The organism is Terrihabitans aquatilis (genome assembly GCF_052542005.1).
Window position 1 is genome coordinate 428,976 of record NZ_JBOCUO010000002.1, and the last position, 22,484, is coordinate 451,459.

General features: G+C 63.8%; 21 protein-coding genes and 1 tRNA gene. 10 read left to right on the plus strand and 12 right to left on the minus strand.

Going from position 1 to position 22,484, the window contains the following annotated elements; all coding sequences use genetic code 11:
- Positions 1–79: 79 nt before the first annotated feature.
- The gene (gene ppk2, locus ACQ6S1_RS08030) at positions 80–964 is read right to left on the minus strand and encodes a polyphosphate kinase 2 (RefSeq protein ID WP_445040666.1); all 885 of its coding nucleotides are present in this window, start codon (positions 962–964) and stop codon (positions 80–82) included.
- Positions 965–972: 8 nt separating this feature from the next.
- Positions 973–2,778 (minus strand): translation elongation factor 4, encoded by a 1,806-nt coding sequence (gene lepA, locus ACQ6S1_RS08035; RefSeq protein ID WP_445040667.1) that lies wholly within the window; start codon positions 2,776–2,778, stop codon positions 973–975.
- A 126-nt stretch (positions 2,779–2,904) separates the two neighbouring features.
- Here lepA and ACQ6S1_RS08040 point away from each other — a divergent pair, with 126 nt between their 5' ends.
- The 5 genes from ACQ6S1_RS08040 to msrA all read left to right on the plus strand — a co-directional run bounded on the left by ACQ6S1_RS08040 (position 2,905) and on the right by msrA (position 6,520).
- Positions 2,905–3,465, plus strand: a complete 561-nt coding sequence (locus ACQ6S1_RS08040; protein WP_445040668.1) for a sigma-70 family RNA polymerase sigma factor — start codon at positions 2,905–2,907, stop codon at positions 3,463–3,465.
- Positions 3,462–4,187 carry an anti-sigma factor gene (locus ACQ6S1_RS08045; protein ID WP_445040669.1) on the plus strand — a complete coding sequence of 242 codons (726 nt, stop codon included), beginning with the start codon at positions 3,462–3,464 and terminating at the stop codon, positions 4,185–4,187. The genes ACQ6S1_RS08040 and ACQ6S1_RS08045 overlap by 4 nt, the downstream gene beginning before the upstream one ends.
- A gap of 551 nt (positions 4,188–4,738) precedes the next feature.
- Positions 4,739–5,359: a fasciclin domain-containing protein gene (locus ACQ6S1_RS08050; RefSeq protein WP_445040670.1), complete on the plus strand. Its 621-nt coding sequence runs from the start codon at positions 4,739–4,741 to the stop codon at positions 5,357–5,359.
- A gap of 164 nt (positions 5,360–5,523) precedes the next feature.
- Complete coding sequence (locus tag ACQ6S1_RS08055) at positions 5,524–5,844, plus strand: hypothetical protein (RefSeq protein ID WP_445040671.1); 321 nt, start codon at positions 5,524–5,526, stop codon at positions 5,842–5,844.
- Positions 5,845–5,863: 19 nt separating this feature from the next.
- The gene (gene msrA / locus ACQ6S1_RS08060; RefSeq protein ID WP_445040672.1) at positions 5,864–6,520 is read left to right on the plus strand and encodes a peptide-methionine (S)-S-oxide reductase MsrA; all 657 of its coding nucleotides are present in this window, start codon (positions 5,864–5,866) and stop codon (positions 6,518–6,520) included.
- Here the strand turns inward: msrA and mepA are convergent.
- A complete protein-coding gene (gene mepA / locus ACQ6S1_RS08065) occupies positions 6,460–7,530 on the minus strand; it encodes a penicillin-insensitive murein endopeptidase (protein WP_445040673.1) in 1,071 nt (356 codons plus the stop codon). The genes msrA and mepA overlap by 61 nt on opposite strands.
- A 103-nt stretch (positions 7,531–7,633) precedes the next feature.
- Here mepA and ACQ6S1_RS08070 point away from each other — a divergent pair, with 103 nt between their 5' ends.
- Both ACQ6S1_RS08070 and ACQ6S1_RS08075 read left to right on the plus strand, forming a co-directional pair.
- Positions 7,634–8,755, plus strand: coding sequence for a glycosyltransferase family 4 protein (locus ACQ6S1_RS08070; RefSeq protein ID WP_445040674.1), 1,122 nt, complete (start codon positions 7,634–7,636; stop codon positions 8,753–8,755).
- A gap of 43 nt (positions 8,756–8,798) precedes the next feature.
- On the plus strand, positions 8,799–10,961 hold the full coding sequence (locus tag ACQ6S1_RS08075; RefSeq protein ID WP_445040675.1) for an amylo-alpha-1,6-glucosidase: 2,163 nt from the start codon (positions 8,799–8,801) through the stop codon (positions 10,959–10,961).
- A 3-nt stretch (positions 10,962–10,964) separates the two neighbouring features.
- Here the strand turns inward: ACQ6S1_RS08075 and ACQ6S1_RS08080 are convergent, their stop codons facing one another.
- Both ACQ6S1_RS08080 and ACQ6S1_RS08085 read right to left on the minus strand, forming a co-directional pair.
- Complete coding sequence (locus ACQ6S1_RS08080) at positions 10,965–11,801, minus strand: SDR family oxidoreductase (protein ID WP_445040676.1); 837 nt, start codon at positions 11,799–11,801, stop codon at positions 10,965–10,967.
- Between the two features lie 39 nt (positions 11,802–11,840).
- A complete protein-coding gene (locus tag ACQ6S1_RS08085) occupies positions 11,841–12,932 on the minus strand; it encodes a DNA topoisomerase IB (protein WP_445040677.1) in 1,092 nt (363 codons plus the stop codon).
- A gap of 126 nt (positions 12,933–13,058) precedes the next feature.
- Between ACQ6S1_RS08085 and ACQ6S1_RS08090 the strand changes: the two genes are divergently transcribed.
- A tRNA-Ser gene (locus tag ACQ6S1_RS08090) sits at positions 13,059–13,148 on the plus strand.
- 249 nt (positions 13,149–13,397) lie between these two features.
- On the opposite strand, the gene ACQ6S1_RS08095 is transcribed toward ACQ6S1_RS08090, so the two are convergent.
- The gene (locus tag ACQ6S1_RS08095) at positions 13,398–14,264 is read right to left on the minus strand and encodes an SDR family oxidoreductase (RefSeq protein WP_445040678.1); all 867 of its coding nucleotides are present in this window, start codon (positions 14,262–14,264) and stop codon (positions 13,398–13,400) included.
- 104 nt (positions 14,265–14,368) lie between these two features.
- On the opposite strand from ACQ6S1_RS08095, the gene ACQ6S1_RS08100 reads away from it, so the two are divergent.
- Positions 14,369–15,304, plus strand: coding sequence for a LysR family transcriptional regulator (locus tag ACQ6S1_RS08100; RefSeq protein WP_445040679.1), 936 nt, complete (start codon positions 14,369–14,371; stop codon positions 15,302–15,304).
- 2 nt (positions 15,305–15,306) lie between these two features.
- Here the strand turns inward: ACQ6S1_RS08100 and ACQ6S1_RS08105 are convergent, their stop codons facing one another.
- From ACQ6S1_RS08105 to ACQ6S1_RS08125, 5 genes are all read right to left on the minus strand, one after another.
- Positions 15,307–16,050, minus strand: a complete 744-nt coding sequence (locus ACQ6S1_RS08105; protein ID WP_445040680.1) for an aspartate/glutamate racemase family protein — start codon at positions 16,048–16,050, stop codon at positions 15,307–15,309.
- Positions 16,051–16,058: 8 nt separating this feature from the next.
- Positions 16,059–16,886 (minus strand): ABC transporter permease, encoded by an 828-nt coding sequence (locus tag ACQ6S1_RS08110; RefSeq protein ID WP_445040681.1) that lies wholly within the window; start codon positions 16,884–16,886, stop codon positions 16,059–16,061.
- Between the two features lie 2 nt (positions 16,887–16,888).
- On the minus strand, positions 16,889–17,779 hold the full coding sequence (locus ACQ6S1_RS08115) for an ABC transporter permease (protein ID WP_445041241.1): 891 nt from the start codon (positions 17,777–17,779) through the stop codon (positions 16,889–16,891).
- Between the two features lie 84 nt (positions 17,780–17,863).
- Positions 17,864–19,150 carry an ABC transporter substrate-binding protein gene (locus tag ACQ6S1_RS08120; RefSeq protein ID WP_445040682.1) on the minus strand — a complete coding sequence of 429 codons (1,287 nt, stop codon included), beginning with the start codon at positions 19,148–19,150 and terminating at the stop codon, positions 17,864–17,866.
- A gap of 24 nt (positions 19,151–19,174) precedes the next feature.
- Positions 19,175–20,269, minus strand: coding sequence for an ABC transporter ATP-binding protein (locus ACQ6S1_RS08125; protein WP_445040683.1), 1,095 nt, complete (start codon positions 20,267–20,269; stop codon positions 19,175–19,177).
- Between the two features lie 378 nt (positions 20,270–20,647).
- Between ACQ6S1_RS08125 and ACQ6S1_RS08130 the strand changes: the two genes are divergently transcribed.
- Entirely contained in the window at positions 20,648–21,658 is a 1,011-nt protein-coding gene (locus tag ACQ6S1_RS08130) for an aldo/keto reductase (protein WP_445041242.1), read from the plus strand.
- 143 nt (positions 21,659–21,801) lie between these two features.
- On the opposite strand, the gene ACQ6S1_RS08135 is transcribed toward ACQ6S1_RS08130, so the two are convergent.
- Entirely contained in the window at positions 21,802–22,479 is a 678-nt protein-coding gene (locus ACQ6S1_RS08135) for a GntR family transcriptional regulator (protein ID WP_445040684.1), read from the minus strand.
- Between the last annotated feature and the right edge of the window lie 5 nt (positions 22,480–22,484).

Sequence of the window (22,484 nt, forward strand, 5' to 3'; positions counted from 1 at the left end):
GCAGCGCAACACTGTTGCCTCCGGGCAACAACATCGGCTCCTCCTCTGGAGGCGTCCGATCCCGCTGTCCGCAACGTGGTTAAATTTGCCCGCCTTTGGTTAAAAAACTTGCCGCATCCGCCACAATCTGCGGATCGTGCTTGCCGATCGCGTTCTTGTCCTTCCCGGCATAGTCGATGCCTTTCAGCACCAGCCGAATGGCCTCCAGCCGGGCGCGGCCCTTGTCGTTCGAGCGGATCACCGTCCAGGGCGCAGCCTTGGAATGGGTGCGGCGCAGCATCTGTTCACCAGCGGCGCCATACTCGTCCCATTTGGGCAGCCCCTCATAATCGACGGGCGACAGCTTCCAGTGCTTCAGGGGGTCGTGGCGCCGGTCGAACAGCCGTTTCAGCTGCATCTCCCGCCCGATCGTCAGCCACACCTTGAACAGGCGGATGCCGTCCTCCACCAGCATGCGCTCGAAGACGGGCGCCGTCTCGAGAAAGTGATCGGCCTCCGCCGGCGTCGCGAAGCCCATCACCGGCTCCACCACGGCGCGGTTGTACCAGGAGCGGTCGAACAGCACGATCTCGCCGGCGGCCGGCAATTGCGCGATGTAGCGCTGGAAATACCATTGCCCCCGTTCGACGTCGCTCGGTTTCGCCAAGGCCACCACGCGGGCGGAGCGCGGGTTCAGATGCTCGGTGAAGCGCTGGATCGTACCGCCCTTGCCGGCGCTGTCGCGCCCCTCGAACAGCACCACGATGCGCGCACCGGTCTCCTTCGCCCAGGCCTGCAGCTTCAGCAGCTCGATCTGCAGCAGCCGCAATTGCGCCTCGTAGGCGTCCTTCTTCAGCTTCTTGTCGTACGGAAATCCACCGCTTGCGAAAGCGCGCTCCTCGATCTCCTCCGGCAATTCGGGATGATCGAGATCGACATGCACGCCGTCGATGACGACGTCGGGGCCGGGGTAGAGATCCGTCACGCGTTCTCCTATTCGTCCATCTTCAGCGCGGCGATGAAAGCTTCCTGCGGAATCTCCACCTTGCCGAACTGGCGCATCCGCTTCTTGCCCTCTTTCTGCTTGTCCAGCAGCTTGCGCTTGCGGGAAACGTCGCCGCCATAGCACTTGGCGGTCACGTCCTTGCGCAGCGCCGAGATCGTTTCGCGCGCGATGACCTTGCCGCCGATCGCCGCCTGGATCGGAATCTTGAACAGATGGTGCGGGATCAGCTCCTTCAGCTTCTCGCACATCGCGCGTCCCCGCCCTTCGGCGCGGGTGCGGTGCACCAGCATGGAGAGCGCGTCGACCGGCTCCTCGTTGACGAGGATCTGCATCTTCACGAGGTCGCCGGCGCGAAGGTCGGTGATCGTGTAGTCGAAGCTCGCATAGCCCTTCGAGATCGATTTCAGCCGGTCGTAGAAGTCGAACACCACCTCGTTCAGCGGCAGGTCGTAGACCACCATCGCGCGCTTGCCGACGTAATTGAGGTCGATCTGGGTGCCGCGCCGGTCCTGGCACAGCTTCAGCACGCCGCCGAGATATTCGTCGGGCGTCAGGATCGTGGCGCGGATCCACGGCTCCTGGATTTCCTCGATCTGCATCAGGTCCGGCATGTCGGCCGGGTTGTGCAGGTCGATCTTCGTGCCGTCGCGCATGAAGATCTCATAGACGACGGACGGCGCCGTCGCGATCAAATCGAGGTTGAACTCGCGCTCCAGCCGCTCCTGGATGATCTCCAGATGCAGCAGTCCGAGGAAGCCGCAGCGGAAGCCGAAGCCCAGCGCCGCCGAGCTTTCCATCTCGTAGCTGAAGCTGGCGTCGTTCAGGCGCAGCCGCCCCATCGCCGCGCGCAGATCCTCGAAATCGGCGGCATCGACCGGGAACAGGCCGCAGAACACCACGGGCTGGGCCGGCTTGAAGCCCGGCAAGGGCTCGGCGGTCTGCTTCTTCTCGTCGGTGATGGTGTCGCCGACGCGGGTGTCGGCCACTTCCTTGATGGCGGCGGTGATGAAGCCCACCTCGCCCGGGCCCAGCACGTCCACATTCGTCATCTTCGGCGTGAAGGTGCCGATCCGGTCGACCTCGTAGGTCGCGCCGGTGCCGATCATGCGCACGCGCTGGCCCTTCTTCAGCGTGCCGTCGAAGATGCGCACCAGAACGATGACGCCGAGATAGGCGTCGTACCAGCTGTCCACGAGCAGCGCCTTCAGCGGCGCATCGCGGTCGCCCTTCGGCGGCGGCAATCGCGTCACGATGGCTTCGAGCACGTCGGGAATGCCAAGTCCGGTCTTGGCCGAGATCTCCACCGCGTCGGAGGCGTCGAGGCCGATCACCTCCTCGATCATCGCCTTCACCCGGTCAGGCTCGGCGGCCGGCAGGTCGATCTTGTTGAGGACCGGCACGATCTCATGATTGGCATCGAGCGCATGATAGACGTTGGCGAGCGTCTGCGCCTCCACGCCCTGCGAGGCGTCGACCACCAGCAGCGAGCCCTCGCACGCCGCCAGCGAGCGTGAGACCTCATAGGCGAAGTCGACGTGGCCGGGCGTGTCCATCAGGTTCAGGATGTAGGTCTGGCCATCCTTCGCGGGGTAGGTCAGGCGCACGGTCTGCGCCTTGATGGTGATGCCGCGCTCCTTCTCGATGTCCATCGAATCGAGAACCTGCTCGGTCATCTCGCGCGCGGAAAGGCCGCCCGTCAGCTGGATCAGCCGGTCGGCAAGCGTCGATTTGCCATGGTCGATATGGGCGACGATGGAGAAATTGCGGATATTGGGGATGGCGCTCGCACTCATTCCGCGTGGTTAGCACCGCCGCCAGCACACCGGCAAGAACAGACACGGACCGGCCGCATTCTTGTTGCGCTCCGACCCGGCAAGACGCTTACGCTGCGGCGCAGCTTCTGTATGATCCGGCGGCATATGAACCGCCCGTCTTCCCCTGCTTCTGTTCTGTCCGAGCGCCTTCAGGCCGCCGGCAGGGGTGATCGCGCCGCGTTCGCGGAGGTATACCGTCTCACTTCGGCGAAGCTTTTCGGCGTCTGCCTGCGTATCTGCAGCGAACGGAGCGAGGCGGAAGAGGTGCTGCAGGAAACCTTTGTCACGGTGTGGCGGCGTGCCGGCACCTATGAGCCGGGCCGGGCTTCGGCCATTGCGTGGCTGGTCGCCGTGGCCCGCAACAAGGCGCTCGATCGCCTGCGCGCCGGCAAGGTGCGGCGGCTCGGCGCCCCGCTCGATGCCGCGTCCGAGATCGCCGATCCGGCGAAGACCGCGTTCACCGAGGTCGAGGATGCTCAGGAGCGGCAGGCCCTCATGGCCTGTCTCGACGAGCTCGAGACCCGCCAGAAAGCCGCCATCCGCTCGGCTTTCCTCGATGGCGCGACCTATGAGGAACTGGCGACGCGGGATGCGGTGCCGCTCGGCACCATGAAGAGCTGGATCCGTCGCGGCCTGATGAAGCTGAAAGGATGTCTGGAGCGATGAGCGCCCACGAACCGCACGACGATTTCGGCGACGGCGACGAGCGCCTGCTCGCGGCCGAATACGTGCTGGGCCTCGTCGGAGGCGATGCGCGAGCGCTGCTGGCACGGCGCGTGTCCGCGGAACCCGCTTTCGCAGCGCAGGTGGCGTTCTGGGAAGCCCGGCTCGGCCCGATCGCCGAGGACGTTGCGCCCCAGGCTGTGCCGGCTCATGTCTGGCAGCGCATCGAAGCCGAACTCGGCCGCGTGCCGGTCAGTGCCTCGACGTCCCGCGAGCAACGGGGCCTGTGGAACAGCCTGCCGTTCTGGCGCGGCCTCAGCTTGGCCACGTCGAGCCTCGCAGCGGCGGGACTTGCGTTCGGTCTGTTCGCAACACCCCCGGCTCCGCCGCCGATGATTGCCGTGCTGAATCTCGACAACGGCCAATCGGGCTTCATGGCCTCGATTGATCGCGGCACCGGGCGGATGATGCTGATGCCGGCAATCGATGCGGCCGCACCGGCCGAGCACACGCACGAACTCTGGCTTATCCCGGCGGACGGCACGCCGCGCTCCCTCGGCACCTTCGAGGCGCGCGGACCGATCGCCATGACGATGCCCCACGAAATGATGCCCCACGCCGGCGCCGATGCGGCGCTCGCGATTTCGGTGGAGCCGATGGGCGGCTCGCCGACCGGCCAGCCGACCGGCCCGGTCGTCGCCAAGGGCGCGATGCAGGCCATCTGACGGCCCTGCTCGGTCTTGACAATATTCCTATCTTCTGTTACATGTTCCGGCATCCTCACCCTGCGAGGAGCGTCGGCCGGGTACCAGGCGGGCGGCGTGGGATGAGGAGCGGCGCCTGCGCCCGTGGTCTGGTCGCCACGGTCCCGGGAGGCCGGAGGATAGGGCGTGCAGCAATGCGCGCCTGACGAGCGGGCCCGTCGGGCACCATGACCCGTCTGCGACGATCGGATCGCTGGGGACGGTTCGGGTGGCCGGGGCCGGAAAAGGCTTCGGCGGCCCGTGCCGTGGAAGCGCCCGCCGCCTCCGGACAGAAATCGCCGCGCGTGGGGACGCAGATCGCGTCAACACTTTTGCTTTCGAGGACGCCGTCTGCGTCCCCCGCTCCTCGTGAGGGAGCACCTTCCAGACATCGCGACAGACGAGGAGACGCGAGGATGAATCACGCCTTTTGCCGGAGCCTCGATCTTTTTTGCATCCGCCGCGTCGGCGCCTGCGTACCTCCGCTCATGCCCCTCATCAGAATGGGGCGCACGGACAGAGGAACGAACCCTATGCGACGCACACATTTCCTGACGACCGCCGCGGCCATCTGCCTGTCGGCGGCCACCTTCGCCGCTGCCCCGGCCTTTGCTCAGGGCATGATGAAGAAGGAAGCCGCCAGCGATGGCATGCGCAACGAGGCCAGCGAGAAGACGGTGACGGTCGGCGGCGCGCCCATGTATCCGTCGAAGAACATCGTCGAGAACGCCGTCAATTCGAAGGATCACACCACCCTCGTCGCCGCCGTGAAGGCGGCCGGGCTGGTCGATACGCTGTCGGGCAAGGGCCCGTTCACGGTGTTCGCACCGACCAATGCGGCGTTCGAGAAGCTGCCATCGGGCACCGTCGAGACCCTGGTCAAGCCCGAGAACAAGAAGATGCTGACCGGCATCCTCACCTACCACGTGGTGGCCGGCAAGCACTCCGCCGCCGACATCATGGCCGATATCAAGAAGGGCGGCGGCAAGGCCACCTGGAAGACCGTCAACGGCGAAACGCTGACCGCCAGCATGAAGGGCGACAATCTCATCCTCACCGACGCCAAAGGCGGCCAGGCAATGGTCACGATCGGCGACGTGATGCAATCCAACGGCGTCATTCACGTCGTGGACACTGTGCTGATGCCGGGTTGACCCCCTCCGGTTGTTCCCGACCGGCATCGCACAGGGGAAAGGCCGTTCGCGGCCTTTCCTTTTTGCGTCGGGATCCGCGCACCGCTAAACATCTGGCGCTAGACTGCGCCGATATGGAATTCGGCGCGGCCGATCCCTATCTCCTGTCCTGCGCGAGGGGCTGAATGCGGTTTCTGGTGCGTTTTGTCGGCGTGTTCGTGTTCGCCGCGGCCTTCGTGATGCTGGTGATCGATGGCACCCGGTCCATCGCGGCCGATGCCGTCGTCCTGTCGTCGCTGTCCGATGCCGTGGGCATTCTCTGGCCCAATGCGGTCGCCGGCATCGAAGCCTCGCTGCGGTCGGCATCCGATGTGTTGTGGGATCCGATCGGCCGCTGGCTGTTCGCCCAGCCCGCCGTCGCAGTACTTGGATTGACCGGTTTGTTTCTGCTGCTCGTCGGCCGCAAGCCTCGGGAGGTCGTCCGGCCGCTGCCCCGCCGCTACTGATTTCGGGAGGTAATTGCCCATGTTCTCATTCTTGAAGCCGTCAATTCCCCTGCCCTCGGCCGACAACGCTTTGCCCGGCCGGCCGACCCCCCTTCCCACCGCCGAGACGCATTTCGTCAACGGCCGCGCCCTCAAGGGCCCTTATCCGGACGGTCTGGAAACCGCGATCTTCGGCGCCGGCTGCTTCTGGGGCGTCGAGCGCAAGTTCTGGGACATTTCCGGCGTCTGGGTCACCGCGGTCGGCTATGCCGGCGGCATCACGCCCAATCCGACCTATGAGGAAACCTGCTCGGGCCACACCGGCCACACCGAAGCGGTGCTCGTGGTCTATGATCCCGCGATCATCTCCTACGATGAATTGCTGCGGACGTTCTGGGAAGCGCACGATCCAACGCAGGGCACGCGCCAGGGCAATGATGTCGGCACGCAATACCGCTCGGCCATCTACACCACGAGTGAGGCCCAGCTTGCGGCCGCGACGGCGTCAAAGGCCGTCTACGAGCGCGCCCTTCAATCGGCGGGCTACGATGCCATCACCACCGAGATCGCGCCCTCGGGCCCGTTCTATTTCGCCGAGGATTACCACCAGCAATATCTGTCGAAGAACCCGCGCGGTTATTGCGGGATCGGCGGCACCGGTGTGTCCTGCCCCGTCGGCATCGGCGTATCGGCCTGAATCTCCGGATCGGGCGCTGACGCCGCGCCGGAGGCCAGCGCCGGCAGGAATCCGGCATCGGCCGCGTCCAGCACCAAGCGGCATTCGTCCGGCATGTCGCCCAGACGCATGGGTGGCGGTGGCGGCTTCGGCTTGCTGGGCTTCACCGGCGGCACAGGCTTCGGCGGCGGCGCCTTCTTGAACCAGCTGGCGAGGCTGTCATCGCAGCCATCGCCCGGCGGCACCGGCGCCTGCGGCTTGCAGCTCGCCATTCCGGGCGGGCAGGCCAGCCTTATGTGCATGTGGTAATTGTGCCCCCACCAGGGTCGCACCTTGTTCAGCCAGGCCCGGTTGCCCCCGGCCTCGCGGCACAGCGCCTTCTTGATCGCGGGGTTGACGAAGATCCGCTCAACGCCCGGCAACGTCGCCGCCAGACGGATCACCTTCAGGTGCTCCGGCGTCCAGATCTTCGGGTCCACATCCATCCAGTCCTTGGCGACGAGGCTCACCGCCGAGATCTCCTCCCGCTCACGGGCCGTGAGCAACCGCGCCGGCATCGGATTGAGCCAGACATCGGCATCCAGCCCGATCTGGTGCGAGGCGTGCCCCGTCAGCATCGGTCCGCCGCGCGGCTGCGAGAGATCCCCCACCAGAAGGCCCGGCCAGGCGGTGTTGCGCTGCACAGCCTCTCCAAGCATCTCCAATTGCGCGATCAGCGCGGGATGCCCCCAATTGCGGTTCCGCGACAGCCGCATCACCTGCCAGGCGGGTCCGCTGATCGGCAGCGGCCGTGCGCCCGCCAGGCACCCTTTGGCATAGGAGCCGATGCTGCGGGCCTGCAGATCGGCCGGCCGGCTCTTGTATCCGAACAATTGCTTGGCCGGAGCGGTCGCGGGATCGAGCGGCCGCATATTCAGCCCGGCCGGCTTCTGCACCGGCTCCGGCACGGCCTGGGCCCCGGCGCCGCCCGCCAGACACAAGGCAAAGGCGAAACCTGCAGACACGCAGAGATTCAGGAAAATTGTTCGCATATTGGGCATGCACCGAAGAGAGGCGAAGGCGGATCGAAGGGACGGAACCAGAATGCTTCCGCCGAGATTATCGCAGTCGGCATCCGGCCTTCGAGGATTTGTCATGCGCATCGCACAAATCTCGCCTCTCTGTGAAAGCTGCCCACCCCGGCTGTATGGCGGAACGGAGAGAGTTGTATCCTGGCTGACCGAAGAACTCGTAAAGATGGGGCACGAGGTTACCCTGTTCGCTTCCGGAGACAGCCGCACCGCAGCACGCCTGGTCCCCGGCTCCAAAAGAGCGCTCCGCCTCGACGATGTGCAGGACTTTTACGCCCATCACATGGTGTTGATGAACCGTGTCCTGCGTGAAGCCGACGATTTCGATGTGCTGCACTTCCACACCGATTATCTGCACTTCCCCACCTTCGCCAACGGCATCCACCCGGTCGTCACCACAATGCATGGACGGCAGGATCTTCCGGATCTCGTCCCTGTCTACAAGGAATTCGCCGGAACGCCCCTCGTCTCGATTTCGGACGACCAGCGGCGGCCCGTTCCTTTCGCATCCTGGTCGCGCACCATCCATCACGGCCTGCCGCTCGATCTTCTTCCCTTTGGCGAGGGCGATGGCGGCTATCTCGCTTTCATCGGCCGCGTGAGCCCCGAGAAGCGTCTGGATCGCGCCATCCTGATCGCGCGCGAGGCCGGCATTCCGCTGAGGGTCGCCGCCAAGGTCGATAAGGCCGACAAGGCCTATTACCACGATGTGATCGAGCCCCTTCTGAAAGAGCCGGGCGTCGAGTTCATCGGCGAGATCAACGACGCCCAGAAGAAGGATTTCCTCGGCAAGGCCCGCGCTTTGCTGTTCCCGATCGATTGGCCCGAACCCTTCGGCCTGGTCATGATCGAGGCCATGGCCTGCGGAACACCGGTCCTGGCCTTCAACCGGGGATCGGTTCCCGAGGTCATGGAGAACGGCCTCACGGGCTACGTCGTCGAAACTCTCAAGGAAGCCCACGAGCAGCTGCCGAAACTCCTCCAGCTCGATCGCCGGGCGGTGCGGAAACGGTTCGAGCAACGCTTCTCCGCGCGGCGTATGGCCGAGGATTATGTAGCGCTCTACGAATCCCTCCTGCGCAAGCCGATCTCCCTGCCGAGCCATGAGACGATCGCGGAACGTCTCGCGCAGCAGCCGGCACCTATCGACGTTCCGGCCGCGATCGCGGCATCCCGTCTTCTTTAGGACAGACATCGCAGGCAAGGGTGTACGCAGAGGGCGGGGGAACATGAACGAGATGCTTGCGTCGCAATTCTACATACCTGCGCGCGAGGCGCTCGATGGCGGTCGCCCTACGCGCCTCAAGCACGGCGACACCTTTGCCGTGCTCGACACGAATGGGGATCTGCTCGCCTGGGAAGGCAATCCGGACGGCGTCTACCACCGCGACACGCGCCATCTCTCCCATCTCGAACTGCGGCTCAACGGCGCGCGCCCCATGCTGCTCTCCTCCAACATGGAGAGCGACAATGCGGCGCTGACGGTGGATCTCACCAATCCGGATTTCTTCGAGGAGGAAAACCTCGTCCTGCCGAAGGACACGATCCACATCAGCCGAAGCAAATTCATCTGGTCCGACGGCCTCTACGAGCGGCTGGCCGTTTACAATTACGACGATCAGCCGCGGCGTCTGCGGATCAGCGCCACCTTCGATTGTGACTTCGCCGATCTGTTCGAGGCCCGCGGGCAGCGACGGCCGGCACGTGGCGTCCGCAACAGTCAGGTCACCGGCGAAAGCGCCGTAACGTTCGAATATATGGGGCTCGACGGCGCGACGCGCTCCACCGAGATCGCCTTCTTTCCGGTTCCGGAGCGCATCGAGCCGTCCTTCGCGGTCTACGATTTCGAATTGCCGGCACAGCAGCGGAAGGTGTTTTTCATCCGCATTTCCTGCAACCCTGCCGAGCCCGCACCCTTTTCCGAGCGGGTGTTTTTCAAATCCTTCGTGGAATCCCGCCGTGCACTGCGCCGGGCCAACGCGCGCCCTCTCCACATTTCGAGCTCCAGCGCGCTCGTTGAAGACGTGGTCAGCCGCTCGATGGCCGATCTGACCATGCTCGTGACGGATACGCCGCATGGACCCTATCCCTATGCCGGCATTCCCTGGTTCTCTACCGCCTTCGGGCGCGACGGCATCATCACGGCCCTCATGATGCTGTGGGTGGACCCCAGCATCGCCCGGGGCGCGCTGAAGTACCTCGCCGCCACGCAAGCGAAGGACATCGATCCCTATCGCGATGCCGAGCCCGGCAAGATCCTGCACGAAACGCGGGCGGGAGAAATGGCGGCGCTGCGGGAGGTGCCATTCGGCCTCTATTACGGCAGCGTCGATTCCACGCCGCTCTTCGTGCTGCTGGCAGGCGAATATCTCCGCCGGACAGGGGATATCGAAACACTGCAGGAGCTGTGGCCCAACGTCCTCGCCGCTCTTTCCTGGATCGAGGATTACGGCGATGTGGATGGCGACGGTTTCGTTGAATATCACCGCCAGCGAGACACCGGCCTCGCCAATCAGGGTTGGAAGGACAGCCTCGATTCCGTGTTCCATGCAGACGGCCAGCTGGCCCAGGGCCCGATCGCCTTGTGTGAGGTGCAGGCCTATGTCTACGGCGCCTGGAACGCAGCGGCCGAGATCGCGCGTTGCCTCGGCCATTCCGAGAAAGGCGCCGGTTTCGAGCAGCGCGCAGCCGACATCAGGAGGCGTTTCGAAGAGGAATTCTGGTGCGAGGATCTCGGTACTTACGCCATCGCCCTCGACGGCCGGAAGCGGCGCTGTGAGATCTCCACCTCCAATGCCGGGCACGCTCTGTTTACCGGCATCGCCAGCCCCGAGCGCGCCGGCCGGGTGGCCGACAATCTGCTCGGTCCGTCATCTTTCTCGGGCTGGGGCGTGCGCACGGTGTCGACATCGGCGTCGCGCTACAATCCGATGTCCTACCACAACGGCTCCATCTGGCCGCACGACAACGGCCTCATCGCGCTCGGCCTCGCCCGCTACGGCTACAAGGACGACGTGCTGAAGATCTTCTGTGGCCTCATCGAAGCCGCGGGCAAGATCGAGTTGCAGCGCCTGCCGGAATTGTTCTGCGGCTTCACCCGCCGCCAGCGTCAGGGGCCGATCGGCTATCCCGTGTCCTGCTCCCCGCAGGCCTGGGCCGCCGCCACGCCGCTTGCCCTCATCCAGGCCAGCCTCGGCCTGACGCTCGACCACGCCCGTGGCGAGGTTCTGTTCGACCGGCCGGTCCTGCCCGATTTCATCGAAAGGCTCTGCCTCACCAACCTCCAGCTCGGAGAGGCGGGCGCCGATCTTGTCCTGAACCGCCACGGCGGCGATGTCGCATTGACCGTGGTCGAGCGCCGCGGCGATCTCAGGATCATAGAGGTGCGGTGATCCCTACAGCGGCGTACCACCGTTCACATGGATCACCTGGCCGGTAATGTAGGAGCTCTCCTCGCTCGCGAGGAACAGGAAGCAGGCTGCCACCTCGTTCGGCTGTCCCGGCCGGCCCAGCGGCGTATCTGTCCCGAACTTGGCCACCTTCTCCTCGTCGAAGGAAGCGGGGATCAGAGGCGTCCAGATCGGCCCCGGCGCCACCGCGTTCACGCGGATTTTCTTCTCCGCCAATTGCTGGGAAAGAGCCCGCGTGAAGGCAACGGCCGCACCCCGTGTCGCGCTGTAATCCACCAGCAATTGATTGCCGCGAAACGCCGTGATGGAGGCCGTATTGATGACGATGCCGCCTTCGCCAAGATGTTTCAGCGCCGTCTTGGTCACAAACATGTAGCTGAAGATATTGCTGCGGAAGGTGCGCTCGATCTGCTCCGGTTCGATCTCGGCGTAATCTTCAACGACGTGCTGTTCCGCACAATTGTTGACGAGGATATCCAGACCGCCGAGGTCCGAGACAGCTTGCTCCACGGCCTTCTCGCAAAAATCCGCGAAGCCGAGATCTCCGGCGATGGCCACGGCCTTGCGCCCGCGCTGCTCGATCAGGCGCACGGTCTCCTGTGCATCCTCATGCTCGTCGAGATAGACGAAGGCAATGTCGGCGCCCTCCTCCGCGAACGCCACCGCGACCGCACGTCCGATCCCGGAATCGCCGCCGGTTATCAGCGCCTTTTTGCCCTTCAGCTTGCCCACGCCGGGAAAGCGCGGCTCGTAATCCGGCCGCGGGTTCATTTCGTGCTCGTTGCCGGGCTGGTCACTCTGTTTCTGGGGAGGCATCGTCATATCGGGGTCTCCTTGTCCTTCCGGCGCAATGACCTCCACTCAGCTTTTGTTCCTCTCTTCGAGCCGCCTTTTCAGAACGGTGAGAACCGCCGCCTCCTCCGGACGCAAACCGTCCGGGGCCGCGCCGGTGTCGGCGGCAAGCGCATCCTCGATCTGACCTTCGAGATAGCTCTCCACGATACCGGGATGCACGTAGCAGCGCCGCGAAATGGCACGCGTATTGACGAGCCGCTCCGCCACGCGGTCGATCGCCTTGTTCAACTTGCGGGTCGCTTCGGTCTTCGAAGAGAACCCACCGGCCTCTTTCAGGGCATGAGCCGCCGTGACGGTCCCGGCCCAGGTGCGGAAATGCTTGGCCGAGAAACCCGCACCCACGATCTCGCGGATATAATCATTCACATCGTGGGAGCCGATCGGGTGCGGAGATCCGTCCTCGTTCCAATACTGGAACAATTGCTGCCCCGGCACGTCCTGGCATTGTCGCACGACCCGGGCGATCCGGCGGTCCGATACCGTCAGCTTCCAATCCTTGCCGCTTTTGCCCCGAAACGAGAACCTCAATCGCTCGGAGCCGGCCTCCACATGGCGGTTGCGCAACGTGGTCAAGCCAAAGCTCTTGTTGTCGCGCCGGTAGCGTTCGTTGCCGATCCGGATCAAAGTGGTGTCCAGCAGATGCACCACAGTCGCCAGAACCTTTTCCCGGCTCAGTCCCCGCCGCGAGAGGTCCTCGTCGATCCGCTCGCGGATCTCCGGCAGCTTTTCGGCGAACTCGATGAGGCGCTCATATTTCGTCTCATCCCGCACTTCGTGCCATTTCGGATGGTAGCGATATTGCTTGCGCCCCTTCGCGTCCCGCCCCGTGGCCTGAATATGGCCATTCGGCTTCGGGCAGATCCACACATCGGTATAGGCCGGCGGTATCGCCAGAGACCGAATGCGCCCGAGCACCTTGGCATCACGGATCAGTTCTCCCTTGGGAGAGTAATACGCAAAGCTGCGCCCCGCGCGACGGCGCGTGATGCCCTTGCCCTCATCGCTGACATAGACAAGGCCGGCATTCTCTGCCGAGAGTTCGGGGTCATAGGCCGGGCAGACATCGTCTTCCGGGTCCAGCACGGCCGCGTCCATCATCTCTCCGTCACAAAGCCTGGAACAACGCCGCAGCCGGCCAGCGGTTGCGCCTAGTTCAAAACAGCGCATTGCGAAGATGGACGGAGCCGTTTATAGCGGCCTCACTCGCGTCACGGCGCGGGTCCCGGAGGGGTGGCCGAGTGGTTGAAGGCGCACGCCTGGAAAGTGTGTATACGGGCAACCGTATCGCGGGTTCGAATCCCGCTCCCTCCGCCAAAAACCGCAAATCACACTCGATGGGTTACTGCTGCCGCTGATCCTGGCACGGCGCACCAACTGCGTTTACCAAAGTGCAGCACCAAGCGCCCAGGGATCGACCTGAGCCGAGTTGGCACAGCAGCTCGCCAATGCCATCTTTCGCTAGCAGGCGGGGCAGCGTCGTCTTGGAATGCGTCGTTTAGCCGATAAACTACTGGGCGAACTGCGCCGCCTCAGGCGGCGCAGCTGGCACTCGCAAGCGAACGTTTAGATGATACCGCCATTGGCAAAGATCGTCTGTCCGTTCACCCACCCTCCATCCGAACCACACAAAGCCCCGATCACGTCGGCGATGTCGGAAGGCTCTGCGAGGCGTCTGTGGGGAGTGCGTTGGGCGAAGCCATCGATCGCCTCTTTGGTCTTTCCGTCCGTGAACAGCGTCGTATTGACGAGGCCCGGCGCTATTGCGTTGACGGAAATCAGACGCCCGGCAAGTTCCTTCGCCAGAATGTTGGCGTGAAGTTCCTGCGCAGCTTTCGTCGTCGCGTAGGGCCCGTAGGTGGGCGAGCGAAGCTGGGTGATACTGGAAGACAGGCTGATGATCCGCCCACCGTCTCGCACGCGTCTTGCCGCCTGACGCAGGACATAGAAACCGCCTTTCAGATTCACGTCCACCATGCGGTTGAAGTCGTCGTCCGTCATGTCGGCAAACGGCGAAAGCTTCATGATGCCTGCATTGTTGATCACGACGTCGACGCCACCGAAAGCGCGTTCATTGGCTGCGAACAGGCGTTCCACGGCAGCGGGGTCGCTGACATCGGCCTGCACCCATTGAGCCTCGCCGCCCGCGGCCTCGATATCGCGGACCACCTGAGACGCAAGCTCGGTGTTGACCACACAATTGACGGTCACACGGTAGCCGTCGCGAGCCAGGCGTTTGGCCGTTGCCGCGCCTATTCCGCGCGACGATCCCGTTACGATCGCCACCTTGCCAGCAGATGGCCGGTCCTGTGCGCGGGCTTCTGCACCCCCAAGCGACATTATGGCCGGTATGGCGGCCGCGCCGGCCAGAATGCCGCGGCGCGAAACATGGGATTGATCGGCTGGGTCTTTCGATCCTTTGAAATCGGACATCTCACACCTTCCCTGTGTTGTGCTGGTCGTGCGGGAAGGCTACGTCTGTGACATCCATTCCAAAAATGCATTTATGTCAGGCCAAGGATGAGATTAGCGCCTTCATGAAGTTCGACAGTCGGCTGCTGAGCGGCATAAGTGTTCTGAGCGCGGTGGTTGAAGCCGGAAGCTTTGTCCGGGCCGGCGCGGCGCTTGGTTTGACCCAGTCAGCGATTAGCCGTTCCGTCGCACGTCTTGAGGAACGGATCGGCCTGCGCGTGTTTCACCGTAACGCACGCGCGGTCCGCCTAACGGATGAAGGGCGACGTTTCTTTGAAGAAGTTCTCCCCCTGCTGTCTCAAATCGAGGAAGCCGCCATTCGGGCAGGCGGGGCAACGGCGGCGATCCGAGGAAAACTAAAGATAAGCACGGACGCCGCTTTCGGTCATCACGTGCTCGCACCCCGTATAGGCGGCTTTCTCGACGCACATCCTGACCTGTCGGTCGAGATTTTGGTGCGTGAAGGAGTGGGAGATCTTTTGGCGGATGGTTTCGATGTCGGCGTGCACTTTGGACCGCCGGAAACCGCCCTGTCGGGGTGCAGACTTCTTCTGGAAACCCGGGTTCTGACGTGCGCCTCACCTGATTACATCAGCCGATATGGCGCTCCACAGAAGCCGCAAGACGTGGAGAGCGACAAGCACCACTGCATCCTGATGCGGGATCCGACGACCGGCCGATCCTATGGCTGGGAATTCAAGCGCGGAAAGAAGATCGTCGCCGTGCGTCCTAACGGCCGTCTCTCGGTGAACGATACGGGCGGGTTACTGGGAGCGTGCATCGGGGGACACGGCATCGCTCAGCCGCTTGAGCTTTACAGTCGGCCGTATATCCGATCAGGGGCCATGATCGAAGTTTTGACCGAATGGTCGGAAGAACGGTTTCCACTCTATGCTTACTATAAATCGCCGACCCTGCTTTCCGCGAAGGTCCAGGCGTTTCTCCGTTACGTCGAAGATATTCTGGCAGAGACGGCGGTGAATATTCAAAAGCAGGATTGAGCTCACGGGCCGATCGAACGCGGCGCGAAAGGCGCCAGAAGTCCCGTATATTCCTTATCCAGGGGCGTCGCGTAAGCGCCCCTTTTCGCGGTTCTGAGGCCGAGCCCTGCCAGAGCTTCGACCATCCGCACCCCGGCCGAAACACCGTCGATGACGGGCAACCCGAATTCGTTCGAGAGATCTCGGGCAAGGTCCGCCATGCCGGCGCAGCCCAGCACTACGGCCTCGCTGCCATCGCTTTCCAGTGCGCGGGAGATCGTCTGCCTCAGCAGACGGCCGGAACCGGAACCAGGCTCCTCCAGCGACAGGACGGGAATGTCGGCGGCATGCACCCGCACCCGCCGCTCGAAGCCGTAGCGGACGACGAGACCTTCGATCGGCACCACCGAGCGCTTCAGCGTGGTCACCACAGAGATCCGTGCCGCGATCATGCCGGCGACCGTGAGCCCGGCTTCGCAGATCCCCACGACCGGGAAGCCGGCAAGCGCCCGCGCGGCATCGAGGCCGGTGTCGTCGAAACAGGCGATGACGGCACCATCCGCGCCCTCCCGCTCGCCCCGTGCGATTTCCTGCAACAGGCCCGGCACTGCGAAGGCTTCGTCGTAATAACCCTCGATGCTGGCGGGGCCCATCTCGGGATTACGCGCAATGATCTCCGTGCCCGCCGAGGCCGCGGCTTGCGCTGCGGCGCCGATCTTCCGCGTCATGCTTGTGCTGGTGTTGGGATTGACGACGAGGACGCGCACGATCGTTCCTAACTTGAGGCCCGACGGCGGCCGGCGCGCTGCGATATCATGATCGCGCCAAGCGCCGCGAGGATAATGAGGGCCGAGAAGCCGGTCGTCACCGTCCCCAGCGCATACAGCACGGGCGTGGTGACATTGGTGGTCATGCCGTAGATCTCGAGCGGCAGGGTGTTGAAAGAGCCGGACGTCATCAATGTCCGCGCGAACTCGTCATAGGACAGGGTGAAGCCGAACAGACCCACGCCGATCAGGCTTGGCAGGATCAGCGGCAGCACGACATGCCGGAAGGTCTGCCAGGAGGTCGCGCCGAGATCGCGCGCAGCCTCCTCATACGCCGGGTTGAAGCGGTTGAAGACGGCGAACATGATGAGCAGCCCGAAGGGCAGCGTCCATGTCAGATGCGCACCGAAGGCCGATGAGTACCAGGAGGGTTCCAGCCCGGCTACCTGGAAAGCCAGTCCGATGCCGAGGCTGACCAGGATGGAGGGCACGATCAGGCTGGCAATGGCGGTGTAGAACAAAATTGTCGAGCCGAAGAACGGGCGCCGAAACGCCATGCCCCCCAGCAGCGCGACGATGACGGTCGTCGCCATCACCATCAATCCGAGCAGGAAGGAACGGGTGAACGAGCCGCCGAAATCGCCCACGGCCTGCGTCTCGAACAGGTTCCGGAACCAGTGCAGCGAGACCCCGTTCATGGGGAAGGTCAGGCCCCCTCCCGGCCCCTGGAAAGACAGGATGAAGATAGTCGTCAGCGGGCCGTAAAGGAACAGCACGAAGAGCGTGAAGAAGGCGGCGAGCACATAGAAGCCCGCGCCGCGGCGTTCGCGATCCATGCCTACAGCTCCTTGCGGATGTTCACGACGCGCAGGATGCCTGCCACCATCAGCAGCACCACGGCCAGCAGCACCACGGCATTCGCCGCAGCAGCCGGATATTGCAGCACCGAAATCTGGTTCGCCATCATCAGCCCCACAGAGGCCGACTGCCCGCCCGACATGAAGCGCACGGTGATGAAGTCACCCATCACCAACGTCACCACGAAGATGGAGCCGATGGCGATGCCGGGCTTGGCCAGCGGGATGATGACGTTGGTGAGGATCTGGAAAGAGCTTGCCCCGGCATCGCGCGCCGCCTCGATCAGCGACCGGTCGATCCGCATCAGCGTGTTGAAGATCGGTGTCACCATGAACAGCGAGTAGAGGTGCACCATGGCCAGCACCACCGCGAAATCCGAGAACAGCAGGAATTCCAGCGGCCGGGTGATGACGCCCATATTCATCAGGGACTGATTGATCAGTCCGTTGCGGCCGAGGAACGGAATCCACGAGATCATGCGGATGATGTTGGAGGTCAGGAAAGGCACCGTGCAGATCAGGAACAGCACCATCTGCATGCCGGCGCTGCGCACATGGAACGCCAGAAAATAGGCCGCCCAGAAGCCGATCACGAGTGTCAGCCCCCAGACGATGACAGTGTATTTCAGGGTGTTGAGGTAGATCGTCCAGGTTACCCAGGAGCCGAGGGTCTCTTCATAATTGAGCGTGATGAAATCCGGGATGATCTGGATGGAATCGTAGTCCCAGAAACTGACCATGACGATGGTCAGGATCGGCAGGACAAGGAAGATCCCGAGGATAACGCCGAGCGGCAGCGCCTGCAGATAAGGCGTCAGCAGCCCGCCGCGCGCCCGCGGGGCGACGGCCGTCGACGGCGCCGCCTCCACCATTGCGAGGACATTGTCGGTCAATCCTGCCCCTCCCCGCTCCTGGGATGCGCCGGTCCGCGGCACCGCCACGGCCCGGCAGCGCGTTCAGGCAGCGATGAACTCGTTCCATTTGCGGACCATGTGGCGGTCCTCGTCCATCACCGAATTCCAGCAGGCGACCTTGCCCATCCGCTCGTCGAAGGAGCCGCCGTCGCGCACCGCGCCGGCCTTTTCGATGAGTTGCCCCTCCGGAGACTTGATGTCCTCGGCCGCCGGCTTGCCCTCCATCCAGAACGCCCATTCGTCCGCGGACATGTGCTCCTTGGCCGTCTCGATACAGGCCGAATAATAGCCCTGTCGGCCGAGATAGGCGCCGACCCAGCCCGACAGGTACCAGTTGATGTATTCGTAGGCCGCATCGAGCTGCGCGCCCTTGAGATGACTGGCGAGCCCGATACCGCCACCCCAGGCGCGGTAGCCCTCCTTCAGCGGCTGGTAGACGCAGGGCAGGCCCTTGGCCTTCACCGCCGTCACGGCCGGTGACCACATCGACTGGATCACCACCTCGCCCGAGGACATCAGGTTCACGCTCTCGTCGAAGCTCTTCCAGAAAGCCCGGAACTGGCCATCCTTCTTGGCCTTGATGAGGAAGGCGATCGTCTTGTCGATCTCCTCCTTCGTCATGTTGCCCTTGTCGCCGTATTTCAGTTCGCCCATGGCCTCCATGATCATGGCCGCATCCATGATGCCGATGGACGGGATGTTCAGGATCGCCGTCTTGCCCTTGAAGGCGGGGTCCATGATGTCGGCCCAGCTGGTGATTTCGCGGCCGACGAGATCGGGGCGGATGCCCAAAGTGTCGGCGTTGTAGATGGTCGGAACCATCGTCATCCAGTTGGTCGGCTCCTTCGCGAACTTCGTCGAATCCTTGCCCTCGACGAACGTCACGGTGTGGGGCGCTGTGCCCTGCGCGATGTCGGATTCCGGGGTCAGCTTGCCGTTGACGAAGAGCGGGACGATCTTGTCGTAATATTTGATCTTGGACACATCCATGGGCTGAAGCTTGCCCGACGGAAATACTTTCTTGCAGATCCAGTATTCGACATCTGCGATGTCATAGCTGTTCGGCTGCGTCACGGTGCGCTGCGCGGCGGCGTCGGAATCCAGCGCCGTCATCTGTAATGTGATGCCAAGATCTTCCTTGCACTTCTCGGCGATGGCATTGATGTTCGACACGCCCGTGCCGACCTGCCGCAGGGTAATCGGGTTCTGCGCCCAGATCGTCGGGAAACCCGTAATGGCGCCCGAACCCGCCGCCAGGCCTGCGGCCGCACCCGCTCCCTTCAGAATGCTCCGCCGCGATAATGTGCCCTTCGCCGCTGTGCTGGTCATCTGGCTCTCCTTCGTGCGTGCCGGTCAGGCGTTTGCGGAAGCTTGCAGGACGTGGACGTCTTCCGGCGCCCAGGTCAGCGGCACGGCGTCGCCGATCTGCAGCGGCCGTGCGAAGAAGTCGGACTCCGGGATCTGCGCGTCGAATCCGTCCACGCCGGGTGCCGTCAGCGACACCTGCACCTTCTGCCCGTGATATTCGACGTTCTGGACAAGGCCGGTCATGAAGCAGCCGCCGGAACTCGCCGGCCCGCCGATCTTCACCCGGTCGTTGCGAACGGCGATCTCGATCGTCTCGCCCTCATCGCGGGCGGCCGGGGGCGCGTGGAACGTACCGCCTCCCGGCACCTCGAACAGGAGGCCGTCGGACTGCCGCTCGCTCACCCGTCCGGAGATCACATTGTGATCACCCATGAAGCGCGCAACGAAAGCCGTGGCCGGCCGGTTGAACACCTCGCGCGGCGTGGCGGCCTGTTCGATCCGGCCGCCATTCATCACCACCACCAGATCGGCCAGCGCCATGGCCTCTTCCTGGCTGTGCGTGACATGCACGAACGAGATGCCGAGCCTCAATTGAAGCCGCTTCAGCTCCTGCCGAACCTTGATCTTGAGGAAGGGGTCGAGCGCCGACAGCGGTTCGTCCAGCAACAGAACCTGCGGGTCCGTGATCAGCGCACGCGCCAGCGCCACCCGTTGCTGCTGCCCCCCGGACAACTGCGACGGCCGGCGATCTGCGAGATGATCCATGTGGACCAGCTTCAGCATATCGAGCGCCCGCACCCGCCTCTCTGCCTTTCCGACGCCCTTCATCTTGAGGCTGAAGGCAACGTTTTCGGCCGTGTCGAGATGTGGAAACAGCGCATAGCTCTGGAACATCATCGCGGTGCCGCGCGCGGCGGGCGGGAGGTCCGTGACCACGCTGTTGCCCAGCCGGATGTCGCCTTCCGAGATCGTCTCGTGGCCCGCGATCATCCGCAATGTCGTGGACTTGCCGCAGCCCGATGGGCCAAGAAGGCAGCAATAGGTGCCCGCCGGTATCTTCAGGCTGACATTATCGACCGCAACGGCGCCCCCCGCATAACGCTTGGTCACCCCGACGATTTCGAGCTGCGCTGGTTCCATGCACGTCTCCGCCCGGAAAAGCGCATTGCAATGCGCGTGCCAGCGGGCACCACGCCGCGACGGCCTGCTGATTGTCAGGTTTCGTCGCTACGTGACCACCTGACAGGCAGAGCGAGCTGACCGCCTCTATATTGGGCACATGCATACGATTGAGGGCTAGCTCCTATGCAATCTGGCCGTGCCGAGCGTGGCATCGCGGCCTACCAATCGAACCGCAACCGGGGGGCTATGGCGATATCCGGCAGCACCCTCGATCGCGAACGGCCGACGACGATCGTGGCTCATTTTCGAACTTCCCGACCCGCAACGCCTTGTGAATATAGACTTATATTTCGGTACCGCCGGAAGCGCTCGGAATTGAGCAGAGGGATGATGCAGATGAACTACCGATATCTCGGCCGGAGCGGCCTCAAGATCTCGCCGCTTTGCCTGGGCAGCATGATGTTCGGCGGCGCCACGGATGAACCCACGGCAGCACGCATCGTCGATTCCGCACGCTCGCACGGCGTCAATTTCATCGACACGGCCAATTCCTACACCGAAGGTCGATCCGAGGAGATCGTCGGCCGGGCCATTGCGGCAGACCGCGACCGCTGGGTCGTCGCGACGAAGTTCGGCAGCGTCCTCAGCGATTGGCCGAACGAAGGCGGCATCTCGCGCAAATGGATCATCCAGGCCGTCGAGGGCAGCCTGCGCCGCCTCGGCACGGATTACATCGACCTCCTGTATTTTCACCGTGCGGTGTTCGACGCCCCTCTGGAAGAATCGGTCCGCGCCATCGGCGATCTGATCTCACAGGGGAAGATCAGATATTATGGCGTCTCGAACTTCCGGGGCTGGCGCATCGCCGAGGTGGTGCGCATCGCCGATCTCACCAATCTCGACCGTCCCGTCGCCAGCCAGCCGCTCTACAACATCGTCAATCGCTCGGCCGAAACGGAGCAGCTGCCCGCCGCCCACAATTACGGGCTTGGCGTCGTGCCCTACAGCCCACTCGCGCGCGGCGTGCTGACAGGCAAGTACAAGCCTGGCGTCGCCCCCGAAGAGGGGAGTCGCGCGGCTCGCAACGACAAGCGCATCCACGAGGTCGAATTCCGTCCGGAATCCCTCGCGATCGCCGAACAGATCAAGGATTACGCCACCTCGCGCGACTATGCCCCGCAGGATTTCGCGCTGGCCTGGGTGCTCGCCAACAAAGCGGTGTCGGCCGTGATCGCAGGTCCACGCACGTTCGAGCAATGGGAGAGCTATTTCGCGTCGTTGGATCTCACGATCACGGCCGAAGACGAAGACTTCGTGAACCGGCTTGTTGCTCAGGGGCATCCGTCGACACCGGGCTTCACGGATCCCAGCCATCCCGTCGAAGGCCGGTTGCTCAGGACGATTTGAGCCCGAAGCGTACAAGGAGGGACGCCGCCTCGAGCGACGCCTCTCCCACCTATCGGAATCGCACGCCGGGCGAGACGGCCTCGCCGGCGATCTCAAAATCGCCCCCGGCGCGGAGATTTTGATGTAAGACGGTCTCGACAAGGTTAGGTCGGCGAAACCTTGTCCACCATCCGCTCGACGATCGAAAGATGCGCCAGCATGGCGTCCGCAGCCTCCGGGCCGTTGCCCTCGACGATGGCGGCCACGACAAGGCCGTGTTCGCGCTGCGAGCTTTCAATGCGGCGCACGGCTTCGAACTGCATGCGCCGGAACGGCGCAAGCCGCCGGCGGACGGAGCGCGTGAGGTCTTCCAGGAAGACATTGTGCGAGCCGGCATAGAGCGCATCATGAAAGCGCTCGTTGTGGGCCCGAAAGCTGTCGACATCGCCCCGCGCCACGCATTCATCAGCACCCGCATGAAGCCGGGAAAACGCGTCGCGTTCCTCCTCCGTCATCGCCTCGGCGCACAGCCGCGCGCACAGCGCCTCCAGCTCGCCCATCACGCGGAAGATATCGTGAAGCTCGTCCTCCGATATATTGGTGACGATCGTGCCGCGATGCGGCCGCGACAGGGCAAGGCCGATCGTCTCCAATTGCCGAAGCGCCTCGCGGATGGGCGTCCGGGAAACGCCGAATTCCGCCGCGAGGCCCGTTTCATCCAGCGGTTCGCCCGGGCGCAATATGCCGTGAACGATCCGGTCGGACAGCGCCTCGCGGATCATATCGGCCTGCGTGCGCTTTACCGGCCCGAACTTGCGCCCATTGCTTCGTTGCACGCTCATGCGCG